Genomic DNA, 16,446 nt, shown 5'->3' with positions numbered 1-16,446 from the left:
AAAAATAATTATCAATTAATAAAATATAAATATCAATAAACAAAAAACTTGAAATTAAAAAAAATTAAGATATAATAATTTTAAAATATATCATTTATTCATAAAAAAAATAATTAAATATCATAAAAAAAATAAAAAATATTCCATAATTGATAAACATTAAAAAATATAAAAATACTGAGAAATATTTATCTTCTATATCTGTATATATAAGAGATTTTTAATAATGCAATTTACTATTACAATAATTGGAAGATTAAACGTAGGAAAATCAACTTTATTCAATAAATTAACAAAAACTAAAGATGCACTTACAAATTATTTTCCTGGATTAACTAGAGACAGAAAATACGGTTATATTAATATAGAAAAAGAAAAAATATTACTCATTGATACAGCTGGTATTATTTTAAATCCAAAAAATATAGAAATAAAAATATTCAAGCAAACAATAACTGCTATAAAAGAAGCAAATTTAATTTTATTTATTGTAAATAATCAAGATGGTTTAATGGAAGAAGATAAAGAAATAGCAAGGAAGATACGTACATGTCAGAAAAATACAATCGTTATTGTAAATAAATCAGAAAATTTAAATAAAAACTTAGCGAGCATTGAATTTCATTCCTTAGGATTTAAAGAAGTACATCCAATTTCAGCTATTCATGGAACTGGTATAAATTCTTTAATAAATAAACATATTATTCCTTTAGTCAATCAATACCATTTATCTATCGATAAATATAACACAAAATTATTAATAATTAATAAAGAAAAAATAGAAAAATACAAAGAGAAAAAAAATATAAAGATAGCTGTTTTAGGTAAACCAAATGTGGGTAAATCTACATTAATTAATACATTTCTAAAAGAAGAAAGAGTAATTACAGATTCTCAACCAGGTACCACTAGAGATTCAATTTGGATCCCGATTAAAAATTCAAAAAAAAATTTTACCTTCATCGATACAGCAGGTGTAAATAAAAAAAATAAAAAAGATGACATAATTAACAAAATTATAAAAAAAGATACTCTCAAAAATATAAAATATGCACATATAGTATTAATTATTATCGACGCTACAGAAAATATTACAGATCAAGATATATCTTTATGTAACACTGTTCTTAAAACAGGACGAGCTATAATAATAGTTATTAATAAATGTGATATGTTAAAAAAAAAAGTAAAACAAGAAATAAAAAAAAATATTAAATACAAATTAAGATTTTTAAAGTTTACTAAAATTCACTATATTTCTGCTATCCAATCTAAGGGAATTAAAAAATTATATAAATCTATACATATAACATATAAATCAACAAAATATGATTTTAATACATCTAAATTAACAAAAATTATGGAAAATGCAATAAAAAAACAAGAACCACCAACAGTTAAAGGTAGTAGAATTAAATTAAAATATGCTCATGCTGGAGGACACAATCCACCAACTATAATTATACATGGAAAAAAAACAAAATATTTAAGTCAATCTTACAAAAAATATTTAAAAAATTACTTTCAAAATAAATTAGAATTAATAGGATCATCAATCAACTTATATTTTAAAGATAATATTAATCCTTACAAAAATTGAAAAATTAATCTAATAATGTTTTAAGTTATTTTTTATTTTTATAACTCAAACATTTTTAGATTAATTAAAAAATTATCATCCATTTTCCATATTATTGTATGGTATTTCTATTTCGATATCTTCATTACCTAATTTTGCTTGGCAACTTAATCTACTTTCTAATTCTAATCCCCATGCTTTATCTAAGATATCTTCTTCTTTATCTTCACAAACAGATAAAGACAAAAAACCTTTCCTTACAATACAGTGACATGTCGTACATACGCAAGATCTTTCACATACATGATTAATTTTAATATTATTCCGTAACGCTACATCTAAAATAGTTTCACCTGTATTTCCATGAAAGATACCACCTTTCGGTAATAAAAACTTATGTGGTAAAAAAGTAATTTTAGGCATATCTAAAAACCTTTTAATAATAAAATAAAAATGTTATTTTTAAATAATTTTAAATTATGTATATGTGAAAATTAAAATATGATTTTTTAATACAAAAATAATATTTAATATATGAATGTAAAATATTATTCTTTCAATTTTTCTAAATTATTTTTTAAATTTTTAAAAAAAAATAATTTATTTACTATAATTGCTGCTTTTTCCCAAAAATTTTTTTCAAATGCTTGTACCATTTCACGTTCATATTTTTTTTTAATTTTATTAATACGAATTAGTAAATTATTAAAATGATCTAAATTGAAAGGATTTCTTTTTAATTTATCTATTTCTTCATAAAAACTAAATTGTTCAATTAAAAAATCTTTTTCATATATTGATTTATTTTCATCAATTACATTAAATCCTTTTAAATATAAAAGATATTTTGCACGAGTTAAAGGATCTCTTAAAGTTCTATATCCTTTATTAACAATAGTGGAATTATTTAATACGTTTTTTTTGATTAATTTAGAACAATTATTAAATAAATCTGGATGATACTTACGTTGCAATTGATGAAATTTTTTAGATAATAAGATTACTTCAATATCAAATTTTTCAGGCAAATCAAATAATTTAAAATAATTCATATACAACTCAATTTTTTTATTAATAAATATACATTCTATAAAATTATTATATATATTTTAAATTTTAAAAATAAAAAACTTATTTATATGATATGAATAACAATTTATGATTAAAACGTGCTGAGCATTATTCATCTCCCAGCACATAAATATTAAAAAACTATTTTTTTTTACTATTGTAATCAGCAATAGCAGCTTTAATTGCATCTTCAGCTAAAACAGAACAATGTATTTTAACAGGTGGTAATTCTAATTCTTCTGCTATTTTCGTATTTTTAATATTTTTAGCTTCCTGTAAAGATTTTCCTTTAACCCATTCTGTAATCAAAGAACTAGAAGCAATTGCAGATCCACAACCATACGTTTTAAAACAAGCATCTTTAATTATTCCATTATCTACTTTTATTTGTAACTTCATCACATCCCCACAAGCAGGTGCTCCTACTAAACCCACACCAATATTGGAATCTGAATCAGGAAAAGAACCTACATTACGGGGATTATCATAATGATCCATTACTTTTTTGCTATAAGTCATATTTTACCTTTAATACATGATTAATTTACAAATTCGTTAATTATGTTTCCATTTTACAGTATCTAAATCAATTCCAGACAGAAACATTTCCCACAGCGGAGATAAATCTCGTAATTTTGTAATTGATTTTCGAACTAATAAAATTGCATAATTTATTTCTTCAAAAGTTGTAAAATGACTAAATGAAAATCTAATAGAACTATGAGCTAATTCATCTTTTAATCCTAAAGACTTTAATACATAAGAAGGTTCTAAACTAGCAGATGTGCACGCTGAACCAGAAGAAACAGCTAAATCTTTTAAAGCCATAATTAAAGATTCACCTTCAACATAATTAAAACTCACATTTAGAATATAAGGTGATCCATATTGCAAATCAGAATTTAAATATACTTCTTCTATATCTTTTATACCATTCCAGAAACAATTTCTCAATTTAGTAACATGCGAAAAATTAACAAACATATTTTTTTTTGCTATACTACAAGCTTCACCCATACCTACAATTTGATGTACAGGTAATGTTCCTGATCTCATACCTCGTTCATGACCTCCTCCATGAATTTGCGATGATAAACGAACACGGGGTTTACGACGTACATATAAACCTCCAATACCTTTAGGTCCATATATTTTATGAGCTGAAAAAGACATTAAATCTATACCCAATTCTTTGACATCAATAGGAATTTTCCCAAAACTTTGGGTAGCATCAACATGAAATAATATTTTGTATAACTGACATATTTTAGCAATTTCACCAATATCTTGTATTATACCAATTTCATTATTTACATGCATAATAGAAATAAGGATAGTATCCTTATTAATCGCATTTATAATATCTTTAGAATTAATTAAACCATTCGGCGCAGGATTCAGATAAGTAATTTTGTATCCTTTATCTTCAAGATATCTACATGTATCTAAAACAGATTTATGTTCTGTTTTAAGAGTAATAATATGATTACCTTTTCTTCTATAAAAAAAACTGCTTCCCTTAATAGCTAAATTATTAGATTCCGTAGCACCAGAAGTAAAGATAATTTCGCGAATATCAGCATTTATCAGATTAGCTACATGGTTCCTAGAAATATCAACGGCTTCCTCTGCTTTCCAACCAAATTGATGTGAACGAGATGCCGAATTACCAAATGTTCCATCTAATGTTAAATATTCCATCATTTTTTTTGCAACTGAAAACTCAACTGGTGTAGTTGCTGCATAATCTAAATAAATAGGAGATCTCATTAATTTTCTACACCTTAATAAATATACTTTTAATAATATTAAAAAATTAAATTTTTTATTCTTAAAGTATTTAAATAAATAAAATAAGCGATATTACATAAAACAAAAAATTATTTTCTAATATATATATTAATATCAATCTTTAATATTTATTAAAAATAAACATATATTTTTTATTCTAAATAATATTTATAAATATATTGTTTAATTATAAAAATTATAATTTTGACAGTTTCATTTATAACAGTCAATATTAATTTGATCTTAAAATTAAAACTTATTTTCAAGGAAATTATAATGTATATCAAAATATATTAATATTAAATTGTATGTTAAAAATTAATTTTTCAATTAAGTCATTTATATTAAATAATATCGAATTAAATATTCATAGACTTTAATTTTTATCAGTGTTAAAATTAATATTTAATATATAAAATTATAGGGGTGTAGTTCAATTTGGTAGAGCATCGGTCTCCAAAACCGAATGTTGGGGGTTCAAATCCCTCCACCCCTGAAAATAGACTATATAATAAACCATACTTTTTAACTCAATTTAAAATATATTTTTTAAAAAATATTTATTTAATAAATTAATATCAAAATTTAATTTTATTAAAATTTCATTAATAAATTATCTATTTAATATTTTCTATTTTTTAATAATATTTAATAGTTTTAAAAACATTAAAAATATTAAATATTATTAAATAAATATTAATAATACTGTTTTTTCAATATAGAGAAATCTACTTATGCCAAAATACCGTTCTAGTATCACTACTCATGGACGACATATGTCAGGAGCAAGAGCTTTATGGAAAGCTACAGGAATGACAGATGCAGATTTTAATAAACCTATTATAGCAATTGTAAATTCATTTACAGAATTTGTTCCCGGTCATATACATCTTCGTGAATTAGGGAAAATAGTAGCTAAAGAAATTCAAATATCAGGAGGAGTATCAAAAGAATTTAATACTATTGCTATAGATGATGGAATTGCAATGGGTCATTCTGGAATGCTATATTCATTACCTTCACGAGAATTAATAGCAGATTCTGTAGAGTACATGATTAACTCCCATTGTGCAGATGCTATGGTTTGTATTTCCAATTGTGACAAAATTACACCCGGTATGTTAATGGCTGCATTAAGACTCAATATTCCATCTATATTTGTATCAGGTGGACCAATGGAATCTGGAAAAACTATTATTAATCAAAAAAATAAAAAATTAGATTTAGTAGATGCAATAATGTATAGTGCTAATCCTACGATATCTGAAAAAATAATAAAAAAAATAGAAAATTCTGCTTGCCCTACGTGTGGATCTTGTTCTGGTTTATTTACAGCAAATTCTATGAATTGTTTAACTGAAGCTATAGGTTTAGCTTTGCCAGGCAATGGAACACTATTAGCAACACATATTGACCGTAAAAAATTATTTTTAAAAGCAGGAAAATTGATAGTTGAGTTAACTGAACGTTATTATAAAAAAAATGATTTCAGTGCGTTACCACGCAATATTGCTAATAAAAAAGCATTTCATAATGCAATGACATTAGATATTGCCATGGGAGGTTCAACCAACACTATATTACATTTATTAGCTTCAGCACAAGAAGGGAATATTGATTTTAACATTAAAGATATCGATTTACTTTCTAAAAAAACCCCTCATATTTGTAAAATAGCTCCTAGTTCTTCTTTATATCATATGGAAGATTTACATAGAGCAGGAGGTGTTATGGGGATTTTAGGTGAATTAAATCGTGCTAATCTTATATATACAGAAATAAAAAATGTATTAAATTTAACTTTAGAAGAAACATTAAAAAAATATGATGTAATGTCTACTCAAAGTAAAAAAGTCATTAAAATGTTTAAAGCTGCACCAATGGGTATTAAAACACAAATACCTTTTTCACAAGACGCTAGATGGAATAGTATAGATACCAATCGTAAAACTGGATGTATAAGATCTTACCGACACTCTTATAGTAAAGATGGTGGATTAGCCATATTATATGGTAACATAGCAAAAAATGGTTGTATTGTAAAAACAGCAGGTGTTAATAAAGACAATCTTGTCTTTCAAGGTTTTGCAAAAGTATATGAAAGTCAAGAAGAAGCTATAGAAGCTATTCTAAATAAAAAAGTTGTAGCAGGAAATGTTGTTGTTATCAGATATGAAGGACCTAAAGGTGGTCCAGGAATGCAAGAAATGCTTTATCCGACTACATATTTAAAATCTATGAATTTAGATAAATCTTGTGCGTTAATTACCGACGGAAGATTCTCTGGTGGAACAGCAGGTTTATCTATAGGTCATATATCACCAGAAGCAGCAAATAAAGGATTAATAGCATTGGTTAAAAATGGAGATCTTATATCTATAAATATTCCTAATCGAAGTATTGAATTACATATAACAAACGAAGAACTATATTCTCGTACTAATAAAGAAATATCACGAGGACAATACGCATATACTCCTAAATCAAGGATTCGTTCCATTTCTTGTGCATTACAAACATACGCTTATTTTGCCACAAGTGCTGATAAAGGAGCTGTTCGTGATAAAAAAAAATTGCTTATTACATAAATTAAAACAAATTAAAATATCACGATATATAACAATTATACTATATTAAAGCTATATTAAAGCTATATTATGATTCTTATAGAATATTTTTTAATAACAATTTACTTATGCTTTATTCCACATATTTATTTTTTTAAAAATTAATAAATTCTTTTTAATTTAAAACTGATATATAAGAATTTCAACAGAAATTAAAATTTAAAATTTGGATTTAAAATTATGACAAATTATTTCAATAAACTAAATTTCCGTGAAAAATTAATACAATTAAGAAAATGCAGATTTATGAAAAGAAAAGAATTTTCTAATGGTATTGAATTATTAAAAAATAAAAACATTGTTATTATTGGTTGCGGAGCACAAGGTTTAAATCAAGGTTTAAATATGCGCGATTCCGGATTGACAATATCATATGCTCTCCGAAAAAAATCTATTTTAGGAAAAAATGATTCATGGAATAGAGCTACAGAAAACAATTTTCTAGTTGGTAATTATGAAGAATTAATTCCACAAGCTGATTTAATAATTAATTTAACACCTGATAAACAACATTCCATTGTAATTAAAAAATTAAATAAATTGATGAAAAAAGGAGCAATATTAGGTTACTCCCATGGATTTAATATTGTTGAAGTAGGTGAAAAAATTAGAGAAGATATTACAGTTATCATGGTTGCTCCAAAATGTCCAGGAACCGAAGTAAGAAAAGAATATCAACGTGGATTTGGCGTACCAACATTAATTGCTGTACATTCTGATAACGATCCAAATAATATGGGAATAGAAATTGCAAAATCTTGGTGTGTAGCAATTGGTAGTCATCGTGCAGGAGTTTTACATTCTTCTTTTGTAGCAGAAGTTAAATCTGATTTAATGGGTGAACAAACTATTCTTTGTGGTTTGCTACAATCTACTTCAATAGTATATTATGAAGAACTTGTTTCTCAAGGATATAATGAGAATTATGCAGGAAAATTAATACAAAATGGATGGGAATTTATTACTGAAGCTTTAAAACATGGAGGTATTTCATTAATGTTAGATCGATTATCTAGTGCGGATAAAATTAAAACTTATGAATTATCTATTCAATTAAAAAAAGTATTATTACCATTATTTAAGAAACACATGGATAACATTATTTCAGGTCAATTTTCGTATGAAATGATGCAAGATTGGAATAATAATGATAAAAATTTATTATATTGGCGTAATAAAACTAAAAATACAGATTTTGAAAATTCACGTTTATATGAAAAAGATATTAATGAACAAGAGTATTTTGAAAATGGTATATTTATGATTGCAATAATAAAATCAGGTATCGAACTTGCATTTGAAACAATGTTAGAGTCAGGTATTTTAGAAGAATCTGCATATTATGAATCTTTACATGAGTTACCATTAATTGCAAATACCATATCTAGAAAAAAATTATATGAAATGAATAAAGTGATATCAGATACTGCCGAATATGGAAATTATCTTTTTGCAAAATCAGCAATACCTTTATTAAGAAATTTTATGAAAAAAATAAAAGATAAAGAGCTTAAAAAAAACAATTTACTGTATCCAATAAATAATAAGTATTTATGTCAAATAAATGAAAAGATACAAAATCATCCTGTTGAAATTATAGGAAAAAAATTACGTAATTATATGAAAGATATGAAAAATATTGCGTTAGAAAATAAAAAAACTCAATATTAATCATAATACTATATCTATACATAAAAGTTTTTTACATTAAAAATATTAAATGTATATTAATACATTTAATATTAAATTAAATTTTAAAAATAATAAATAAAGAATGTTTTTATGTGTCTTAATTTCAGTCAAAATAAAGCTGTACAGCTTACTCAAGGTCCATGTTTGATATTAGCAGGAGCAGGATCTGGGAAAACTAAAGTAATTATTAATAAAATAATTTATTTAATTAATAAGTGTGGTTATAAAACTAAAAATATTGTTGCTGTTACATTTACTAATAAAGCAGCTCAAGAAATGAAAAGTCGAATTGCGAAATATATTTGTACAATAGAGTTAGATAAAATAACTATTTCTACTTTTCATGCATTAGGTATGAAAATAATCAGGACTGAAATTACAACATTAGGAATAAAATCTAATTTTTCATTATTTGATGAAAATGATCAAATAACTATATTAAAAGAAATTAGTAAAAAAGAACTCAATAACAATACAACTTTATTAAAAAAACTTTCTTTCTTTATTTCTAAATGTAAAAATCAATTATTAAATCCAATACAAGCTTTAAAAATAGTGTCATCAAATTTAGAAAAAAAATTTGTTGAATGTTATAAAAAATATGACCATTATCTAAAATCTTGTAATATATTAGATTTTGATGATTTGATTTTTTTACCTACATTATTATTAAAAAAAAATGAATCTGTTCGATTACGTTGGCAAAAAAAAATACGTTATTTATTGGTAGATGAATATCAGGATACTAATAACATTCAATATAAATTAATTAAATTATTAAGTGACAATAATGCTAATTTTACTCTGGTAGGTGATGATGATCAATCTATTTATTCTTGGAGAGGAGCACAACCAGAAAATATTTTACGTTTAAAAGAAGATTTTCCTAATTTACAAATAATAAAAATGGAACATAATTATAGATCATCTAAAAGGATTTTAAAGGTAGCTAATTTTTTAATTTCTAATAATCCACATTTTTTTAAAAAAAAATTATTTTCTGAATTAGAAAATGGCTCTAAAATAAAAATATTAACGACAGAAAATGAAGAAGAAGAAGCCAAAGAAGTAATAAAAAAAATTATTTTTCACCGTTTATTAAACAATACATTTTATAAAGATTACGCTATTTTATATCGCAGCAATTATCAATCAAGAATATTTGAAAAAATATTAATTCAAAATAGAGTTCCATATCATATATCATCCAACATTGCTTTTTTATCACGTCCAGAAATAAAAAATTTAATTGCATATTTACGTTTCATTATTAATCCTAATGACGATAATGCATTTTTGACGATCATTAATACTCCTCCTCGGAAGATAGGTTCAATTACACTAAAAAAATTAATAAAATTCGCAAAAGAAAACAAAAAAAGTTTATTTTATTCTATTTTGGATATTGAAATAAAAAAAGTTTTTAAAAAAAATACTTTTAAAAATTTACAAAAATTTACTTTTTGGATAAAAAATATCATAGATATGATAGACAAAGATAAATTGAATCTTTTAGATCAAATCATTATTGACATAAACTACAAAGAATGGTTAAAAAAAAGCTCAACAGATTTAAAAACAAATAATTTTAAAATTAAAAATGTGGATACATTAGTAAAATGGATTAAACAAATGTTAACAGGAAATGAAATCGAAAAACCACTAAATTTATCTGAAATAGTAGCAAAATTCATACTTCGTGATATTGTTGATAAAAAAGAAGATAATATTCACATAAATACCATACATTTAATGACATTACATGCTTCTAAAGGCTTAGAATTTCCATTTGTATTTATTATTGGTATGGAAGAAGGTATTTTACCTCATCATAGTACTATAATAAATAACAATATAAACGAAGAACGTCGTTTAGCTTACGTTGGAATTACCAGAGCCAAAAAAGAATTATTTTTAAGTTACTGTGAAAAACGATATCAATACGGAACAATATTATATCCAGAACCTAGTCGATTTTTATTTGAATTACCTAAACAAGATATATTATGGGAAAAAAAAAATAGGCATAAAAATTATAAAAATAAAATAAGTAACCATTATTCAAACATTATTTATTTAAAAAAAAAATTAAAAAATAAAATATAATGCAAAATATATTAAAAATACTTTTTATAAAAAATTAGTTTTATTTTTTTAAATAAAAACCTCATTTATCTCAACTAAAAATATTAAAATTAATTACTTATTTAATAAAATTAATATTTTATTTTTTAAATTGCAAAGAATTATTTACCATTTTTAAAATAATTAAAAAAATTTAGAAAATAATTTCTGAATTATAAATTTTTTATTGAAAGAATATTTTTAATATTTAAAGTGAAATTTTTTTAAAAAAAATGATATTTATTATTAAAAGAATTTTTCATTTATAAAATATAAAATATAAAATATAAAAATGTATTTTTAGTCGTATACATATATTTATAAAAATACTGTTATTTGAATAAATATATTTTTCACTAATATTAAATGTTATATTAATATCTAATCAATATTAAAATTTATAGGAAAATTTAATGAGCGAACAAATTATTATTTTTGATACCACTTTACGTGACGGTGAACAAGCTCTTCAATCAAGTCTCAGTACGAAAAAAAAATTAAAAATAGCTTTATCTTTGGAAGAAATGGGAATTGATATTATAGAAGCTGGTTTTCCTATTTCATCTCCTGGTGATTTTAAATCAGTAGAAGCTATTTCTAAAAAATTAAAAAATAGCATAATATGTAGTTTAGCTAGATGTGTACAAAAAGATATTGACGTCGCTGCTGAAGCTATGCGGTTTGCAAAAAACTTTCGTATTCATATCTTTTTAGGTACTTCTCCATTACATGTTAAATCTAAATTAAAAAAAAGTTTTTCAGAAATAATAGATATGGCTGTATTTTCTATTAAACAAGCAAAACGTTATACAAATGATATTGAATTTTCTTGTGAAGATGCAGGACGAACTCCTATAAATCAGTTATGTTATATAGTTGAAAATGTCATAAAAGCAGGAGCAACAACTATTAATATTCCGGATACTGTTGGTTGTACAATTCCTCATGAGTTTAGTCAAATTATAAAATCTTTATATAACAAAGTACCTAATATTGATAAGGTAGTTTTATCCGTTCATTGTCATAATGATTTAGGTATGGCTACTGCTAACTCTATAACAGCAATTCAAGCTGGTGTTCGTCAAATAGAGGGAACTATGAATGGTATGGGTGAAAGAGCAGGTAATACAGCATTAGAAGAAGTTATTATAGCTATAAAACTTAAAAAAAATAATTTAAATTTACACACTAACATTAAACATAAAAAAATATATAAAACTAGTAAATTAATTAGTGAAATTTGTAACACTTTTATTCCATCGAATAAGGCTATTGTAGGAACTAATGCTTTTTCTCATTCATCAGGTATTCATCAAGATGGTATATTAAAAAATAGGAAAAATTATGAAATAATTACACCAGAAAGTATTGGTTTAAAACCTATTAAATTAAATTTAACATCACGTTCTGGTAGAGCTGCTGTAAAATATCATATGATAGAAATGGGTTACGATGAAAAATTATATAATTTAGATATATTATATAATTCTTTCTTAAAACTAGCCGATAAAAAAGGACAAGTATTTGATTATGAATTAGAAGCATTAGCTTTTATTGATCAAAAAGAAAATGATAATGAACATTTTCGTTTAAAAAAAATTGATGTTCAAAAACAATCTATTGGTATTACTTTTTCCAGTATAGAATTATATTGTGGGAAAAAAATAAAAATTGCGGAAACAAAAACCAAAAAAGGATTAATTAATTCCATATATATAACATTAAATAAAATAGCTAATTTCCCTATATTTTTAAAAAACATTCAATTAATTACTAAAAAGAAAAAAATTCATATTGAAATATCAACAAAAGTACAAATTGAATATAAAAAACGTCAATTTTATGGTATCGGTAATGCAAAAGATATTGCTGAATCAACTGCTCTAGCTATAATTCATATATTAAATAACATATGGAGAGCCAATAAAGTAAATATTATATTAAAAAATATAAAAAAATAAATAAAAAAATAAAATCGATTATTATAAATTGAATCACTTAATTTACTTTAAAAACTATTTTTATTACATTAAATAAAATTAAAAATAATCAAAAAATCTATTTTTTATGATATATAGAATCCAAATTAAAAAATAGTTTTGCAAATAAATATATTCTTTAAAATTTATTTTTAAAATAAAATATAAATAATTAATAAAAATTTAATTGAGATAAATATAACTATTAATTTTATATTAAAAATAAAATGATATAATATACACTAAATAATAGAATTACATATTTTTTTTGTATTTTGATATTTTTATTAAATTTTAATATATATTAAATATTTTTTATATGAAATTTTTTTTAAAAATATAAAACTAAAAAATAATCAAATAATTTTCTTTATAAAAAACGATAGTAAAATATAAAAATATAAATATATTTATTAAATAGAAATATAAAAATTTAGAGTTATTTTATTATGAAAAAAATATACAATTTAGCAATTTTACCAGGTGATGGAATAGGCCCGGAAATAATGCAAGAAGCATTTAAAATTTTAAAAGTATTAAAAGAAAAATATAAATTAAAAATTAATACTACAGAATATGATATAGGAGGTATCGCTATTGATAAATATGGCAAAGCATTACCTAAAGAAACGCTTGATGGTTGTAAAAAATCTGATGCTATTTTATTTGGTTCTGTAGGCGGTCCAAAATGGCAACATTTACCAGCCGATCAACAACCAGAAAGAGCTGCTTTATTACCAATAAGAAAGTATTTTAATTTATTTTCTAATCTTAGACCTGCTAAATTATACTCTTCATTAAATCATTTATCTCCTTTGCGACATGATATTAGTGAAAAAGGATTTGACATTTTATGTGTTCGTGAATTGACAGGAGGTATTTATTTTGGAAAACCGAAAGGTTATATTAAAGATACTAAAGATAAAAAAGCATTTGATACTGAAATATATTATGCATCTGAAATTAAACGTATTGCACATGTTGGTTTTAAATTAGCACAAAATCGTAAATGTAAGATTACATCTGTAGATAAAGCAAATGTATTAGAGAGTTCTGTACTATGGAGAGAAACAGTAGATATGATCTCAAAAGAGTATCCTGACGTAAAGTTATCTCATTTATACATAGATCATGCTGCTATGCAAGTAATTAAAAATCCCAATAAATTTGATGTTATTTTAACTTCTAATCTTTTTGGAGATATTTTATCCGATGAATGTGCTATAATTACAGGTTCTATAGGAATGTTACCTTCTGCCAGTTTAAATGACAGCAATTTTGGTTTATATGAACCAGCAGGCGGATCAGCTCCAGATATTGCAGGAAAGAACATAGCTAATCCAATAGCACAAATTCTCTCGATAGCTATGTTAGTACGTTATACAATGAAATTACCCACGATATCAGATCATATAGAATCTGCTGTTATTGATACTTTAAAACAAGGTTATAGAACTTTAGACATAGCTAATGATAAAGAGAAATATGTGAGTACTAATGATATCGGTAACATTATTGCTGATATATTAAAGAAGAGAATATAAAATGGGAAAAACTTTATATCACAAATTGTATGATTCACATATAGTATATGAACAAAATAATATGACATCAATTTTATATATTGATTTACATTTGATTCATGAAGTTACTTCCCCTCAAGCATTTAATTCACTTCGTTTAAAAAATAGAAAAATTAGACAACCTAACAAAACTTTTGCAACAATGGATCACAATGTGCCTACCCATAATCGAGATATTAAAAATTCTGAATATATGGCCAAAATACAAATGGAAGAATTATCTAAAAATTGTAAAGATTTCAATATTAAATTATATGACATTAATCATCCTCATCAAGGTATAGTACATGTTTTAGGCCCCGAGAAAGGTATGACATTACCTGGTATGTTAATTGTATGCGGAGATTCTCATACTTCTACTCATGGAGCTTTTGGTGCTTTAGCTTTTGGAATCGGTACTTCAGAAGTAGAACATGTTCTTGCAACGCAAACATTAAAACAAAACCGTTTAAAGACCATGAATATTGAAGTTATCGGTAATATTAATCCTATGATTTTTGCAAAAGATATTATTTTATCGATAATAAGAAAACTTACCACTTCTGGAGGAATAGGTTATGTAATAGAATTTTCTGGTGGTGTCATTTCAAAATTAAGTATGGAATCTCGCATGACTATATGTAATATGTCTATAGAAATGGGTGCAAAATCAGGAATAATAGCTCCTGATGTAATCACATATGATTATTTAAAAAATAAATCTTATAGCCCAAAAAATAAAAATTGGAATAATGCTATAAATTACTGGAATACTTTAAAATCAGATGATAATGCTTTTTTTGATAAAAAAATTTCTATAAATATATCTGATTTAGCACCTCAAATTACATGGGGCACAAAACCAGATCAAGTTGTATCTATAGATGAACCAATTCCTGATATAGATTCATACAACAATATTTCCCAACAAGAATCAGCTAAAAAATCTTTATTTTATATGGGTTTAAAACCAGGTACATACTTAAAGAATCTTTCTATTGATAAAGTATTTATTGGTTCATGCACTAATTCAAGAATTGAAGATTTACGAGCAGCTGCAAATATTGTTAAAAATAAACATGTTGCTGAAAATGTGCATGCTATAGTCGTACCAGGTTCAGGAATGGTAAAATTACAAGCAGAAGAAGAAGGATTAGACAAAATATTTATTAACGCAGGTTTTGAATGGCGTTTACCTGGTTGTTCCATGTGCTTAGGAATGAACTTAGATCGTTTAAAACCTAAAGAACGTTGTGCTTCTACTAGTAATAGAAATTTTGAGGGAAGACAAGGTAGGGATGGAAGAACGCATTTGGTTAGTCCTGCAATGGCTGCTGCTGCTGCTATTTTTGGTCATTTTGTAGATATTAGAAAAATTTAAAATAGGAAAAAAATGACACTATTAAATCGATATACCGGTATTGTGATACCAATCAATATATCCAATATAGATACTGATGTAATTATTCCAAAACAATTTTTGAAAAAAATTAACAAAAAAGGATTTGGTAAATATTTATTTTATAACTGGCGTTTTAATGACAATGCAGGTAAAAGTATAAATAAAAATTTTATATTAAATGACTCTCGTTATGAAAAATCATCTATTTTACTAACTAGAGATAATTTTGGATGCGGTTCTTCACGAGAGCATGCAGTATGGGCTTTAATGGATTATGGTTTCAAAGTCATTATTGCTTCTAGTTTCGGTGATATATTTTATAATAATTGTTTAAATAATCATTTAATACCAATTATTCTATCTGAAAGAAAAATTAATACTTTATTTGATATAACATCAAATTATACAAATATAAGTTTCACAATAGATTTACAAAATAATATAATTTTAGCAAAAAATTACTCTTATTATTTTAAAATTGATGAATTACATAAATTTTGTATTATGCATCAATTGGATCAAATTGATTTAACAATAAAAAATGAAGAAAAAATAACTCAATATGAAAAAAAAATATTTGATTTTTTTATAAAAAAATAATTTTTTATCAAATAAAAAT

At 24.0% G+C, this 16,446-nt stretch carries 12 protein-coding genes and 1 tRNA gene; 9 read left to right on the top strand and 4 right to left on the bottom strand.

Translation table 11 applies throughout. The annotated features are described in order from the left end of the window. Window positions 1-226 precede the first annotated feature (226 nt). Complete coding sequence (gene der, locus AB4W77_RS02670) at window positions 227-1,600, top strand: ribosome biogenesis GTPase Der (protein WP_367681451.1); 1,374 nt, start codon at window positions 227-229, stop codon at window positions 1,598-1,600. A 75-nt stretch (window positions 1,601-1,675) separates the two neighbouring features. Here der and fdx read toward each other — a convergent pair whose 3' ends face one another. From fdx to AB4W77_RS02650, 4 genes are all read right to left on the bottom strand, one after another. Continuing rightward, complete coding sequence (fdx, locus tag AB4W77_RS02665; RefSeq protein WP_367681450.1) at window positions 1,676-2,002, bottom strand: ISC system 2Fe-2S type ferredoxin; 327 nt, start codon at window positions 2,000-2,002, stop codon at window positions 1,676-1,678. A gap of 125 nt (window positions 2,003-2,127) precedes the next feature. Then, entirely contained in the window at window positions 2,128-2,631 is a 504-nt protein-coding gene (hscB, locus tag AB4W77_RS02660) for a Fe-S protein assembly co-chaperone HscB (RefSeq protein ID WP_367681449.1), read from the bottom strand. A gap of 160 nt (window positions 2,632-2,791) precedes the next feature. Next, the gene (gene iscU, locus AB4W77_RS02655) at window positions 2,792-3,169 is read right to left on the bottom strand and encodes a Fe-S cluster assembly scaffold IscU (protein ID WP_367681448.1); all 378 of its coding nucleotides are present in this window, start codon (window positions 3,167-3,169) and stop codon (window positions 2,792-2,794) included. A 36-nt stretch (window positions 3,170-3,205) separates the two neighbouring features. Further along, window positions 3,206-4,420, bottom strand: coding sequence for an IscS subfamily cysteine desulfurase (locus tag AB4W77_RS02650; protein ID WP_367681447.1), 1,215 nt, complete (start codon window positions 4,418-4,420; stop codon window positions 3,206-3,208). A gap of 443 nt (window positions 4,421-4,863) precedes the next feature. On the opposite strand from AB4W77_RS02650, the gene AB4W77_RS02645 reads away from it, so the two are divergent. The 8 genes from AB4W77_RS02645 to leuD all read left to right on the top strand — a co-directional run bounded on the left by AB4W77_RS02645 (window position 4,864) and on the right by leuD (window position 16,427). Continuing rightward, a tRNA-Trp gene (locus tag AB4W77_RS02645) sits at window positions 4,864-4,937 on the top strand. Between the two features lie 238 nt (window positions 4,938-5,175). Next, a complete protein-coding gene (gene ilvD, locus AB4W77_RS02640) occupies window positions 5,176-7,029 on the top strand; it encodes a dihydroxy-acid dehydratase (protein WP_367681446.1) in 1,854 nt (617 codons plus the stop codon). A 219-nt stretch (window positions 7,030-7,248) separates the two neighbouring features. Further along, window positions 7,249-8,739: a ketol-acid reductoisomerase gene (gene ilvC, locus AB4W77_RS02635; protein WP_367681445.1), complete on the top strand. Its 1,491-nt coding sequence runs from the start codon at window positions 7,249-7,251 to the stop codon at window positions 8,737-8,739. A 111-nt stretch (window positions 8,740-8,850) separates the two neighbouring features. Next, window positions 8,851-10,866: a DNA helicase Rep gene (rep, locus tag AB4W77_RS02630; RefSeq protein WP_367681444.1), complete on the top strand. Its 2,016-nt coding sequence runs from the start codon at window positions 8,851-8,853 to the stop codon at window positions 10,864-10,866. Window positions 10,867-11,297: 431 nt separating this feature from the next. Continuing rightward, a complete protein-coding gene (gene leuA, locus AB4W77_RS02625) occupies window positions 11,298-12,845 on the top strand; it encodes a 2-isopropylmalate synthase (RefSeq protein WP_367681443.1) in 1,548 nt (515 codons plus the stop codon). A 467-nt stretch (window positions 12,846-13,312) separates the two neighbouring features. Beyond that, window positions 13,313-14,407, top strand: coding sequence for a 3-isopropylmalate dehydrogenase (gene leuB, locus AB4W77_RS02620; RefSeq protein WP_367681442.1), 1,095 nt, complete (start codon window positions 13,313-13,315; stop codon window positions 14,405-14,407). Window position 14,408: 1 nt separating this feature from the next. After that, entirely contained in the window at window positions 14,409-15,806 is a 1,398-nt protein-coding gene (gene leuC / locus AB4W77_RS02615) for a 3-isopropylmalate dehydratase large subunit (RefSeq protein WP_367681441.1), read from the top strand. A gap of 12 nt (window positions 15,807-15,818) precedes the next feature. Beyond that, entirely contained in the window at window positions 15,819-16,427 is a 609-nt protein-coding gene (gene leuD / locus AB4W77_RS02610; protein WP_367681440.1) for a 3-isopropylmalate dehydratase small subunit, read from the top strand. The last annotated feature ends 19 nt before the right edge of the window (window positions 16,428-16,446 follow it).

Source organism: Buchnera aphidicola (Pemphigus immunis) (assembly GCF_964059115.1).
GTDB lineage: Bacteria > Pseudomonadota > Gammaproteobacteria > Enterobacterales > Enterobacteriaceae > Buchnera_C > Buchnera_C aphidicola_C.
Note: the sequence above shows the minus strand (reverse complement) of the source record. Positions and strands in the feature narration are given on the sequence as shown.

Excerpts from the sequence above, each read along its gene's own strand:
- der (WP_367681451.1), top strand. The coding sequence starts at position 227 with ATGCAATTTACTATTACAATAATTGGAAGATTAAACGTAGGAAAATCA.
- fdx (WP_367681450.1), bottom strand. The coding sequence starts at position 2,002 with ATGCCTAAAATTACTTTTTTACCACATAAGTTTTTATTACCGAAAGGT.
- hscB (WP_367681449.1), bottom strand. The coding sequence starts at position 2,631 with ATGAATTATTTTAAATTATTTGATTTGCCTGAAAAATTTGATATTGAA.
- iscU (WP_367681448.1), bottom strand. The coding sequence starts at position 3,169 with ATGACTTATAGCAAAAAAGTAATGGATCATTATGATAATCCCCGTAAT.
- AB4W77_RS02650 (WP_367681447.1), bottom strand. The coding sequence starts at position 4,420 with ATGAGATCTCCTATTTATTTAGATTATGCAGCAACTACACCAGTTGAG.
- ilvD (WP_367681446.1), top strand. The coding sequence starts at position 5,176 with ATGCCAAAATACCGTTCTAGTATCACTACTCATGGACGACATATGTCA.
- ilvC (WP_367681445.1), top strand. The coding sequence starts at position 7,249 with ATGACAAATTATTTCAATAAACTAAATTTCCGTGAAAAATTAATACAA.
- rep (WP_367681444.1), top strand. The coding sequence starts at position 8,851 with ATGTGTCTTAATTTCAGTCAAAATAAAGCTGTACAGCTTACTCAAGGT.
- leuA (WP_367681443.1), top strand. The coding sequence starts at position 11,298 with ATGAGCGAACAAATTATTATTTTTGATACCACTTTACGTGACGGTGAA.
- leuB (WP_367681442.1), top strand. The coding sequence starts at position 13,313 with ATGAAAAAAATATACAATTTAGCAATTTTACCAGGTGATGGAATAGGC.
- leuC (WP_367681441.1), top strand. The coding sequence starts at position 14,409 with ATGGGAAAAACTTTATATCACAAATTGTATGATTCACATATAGTATAT.
- leuD (WP_367681440.1), top strand. The coding sequence starts at position 15,819 with ATGACACTATTAAATCGATATACCGGTATTGTGATACCAATCAATATA.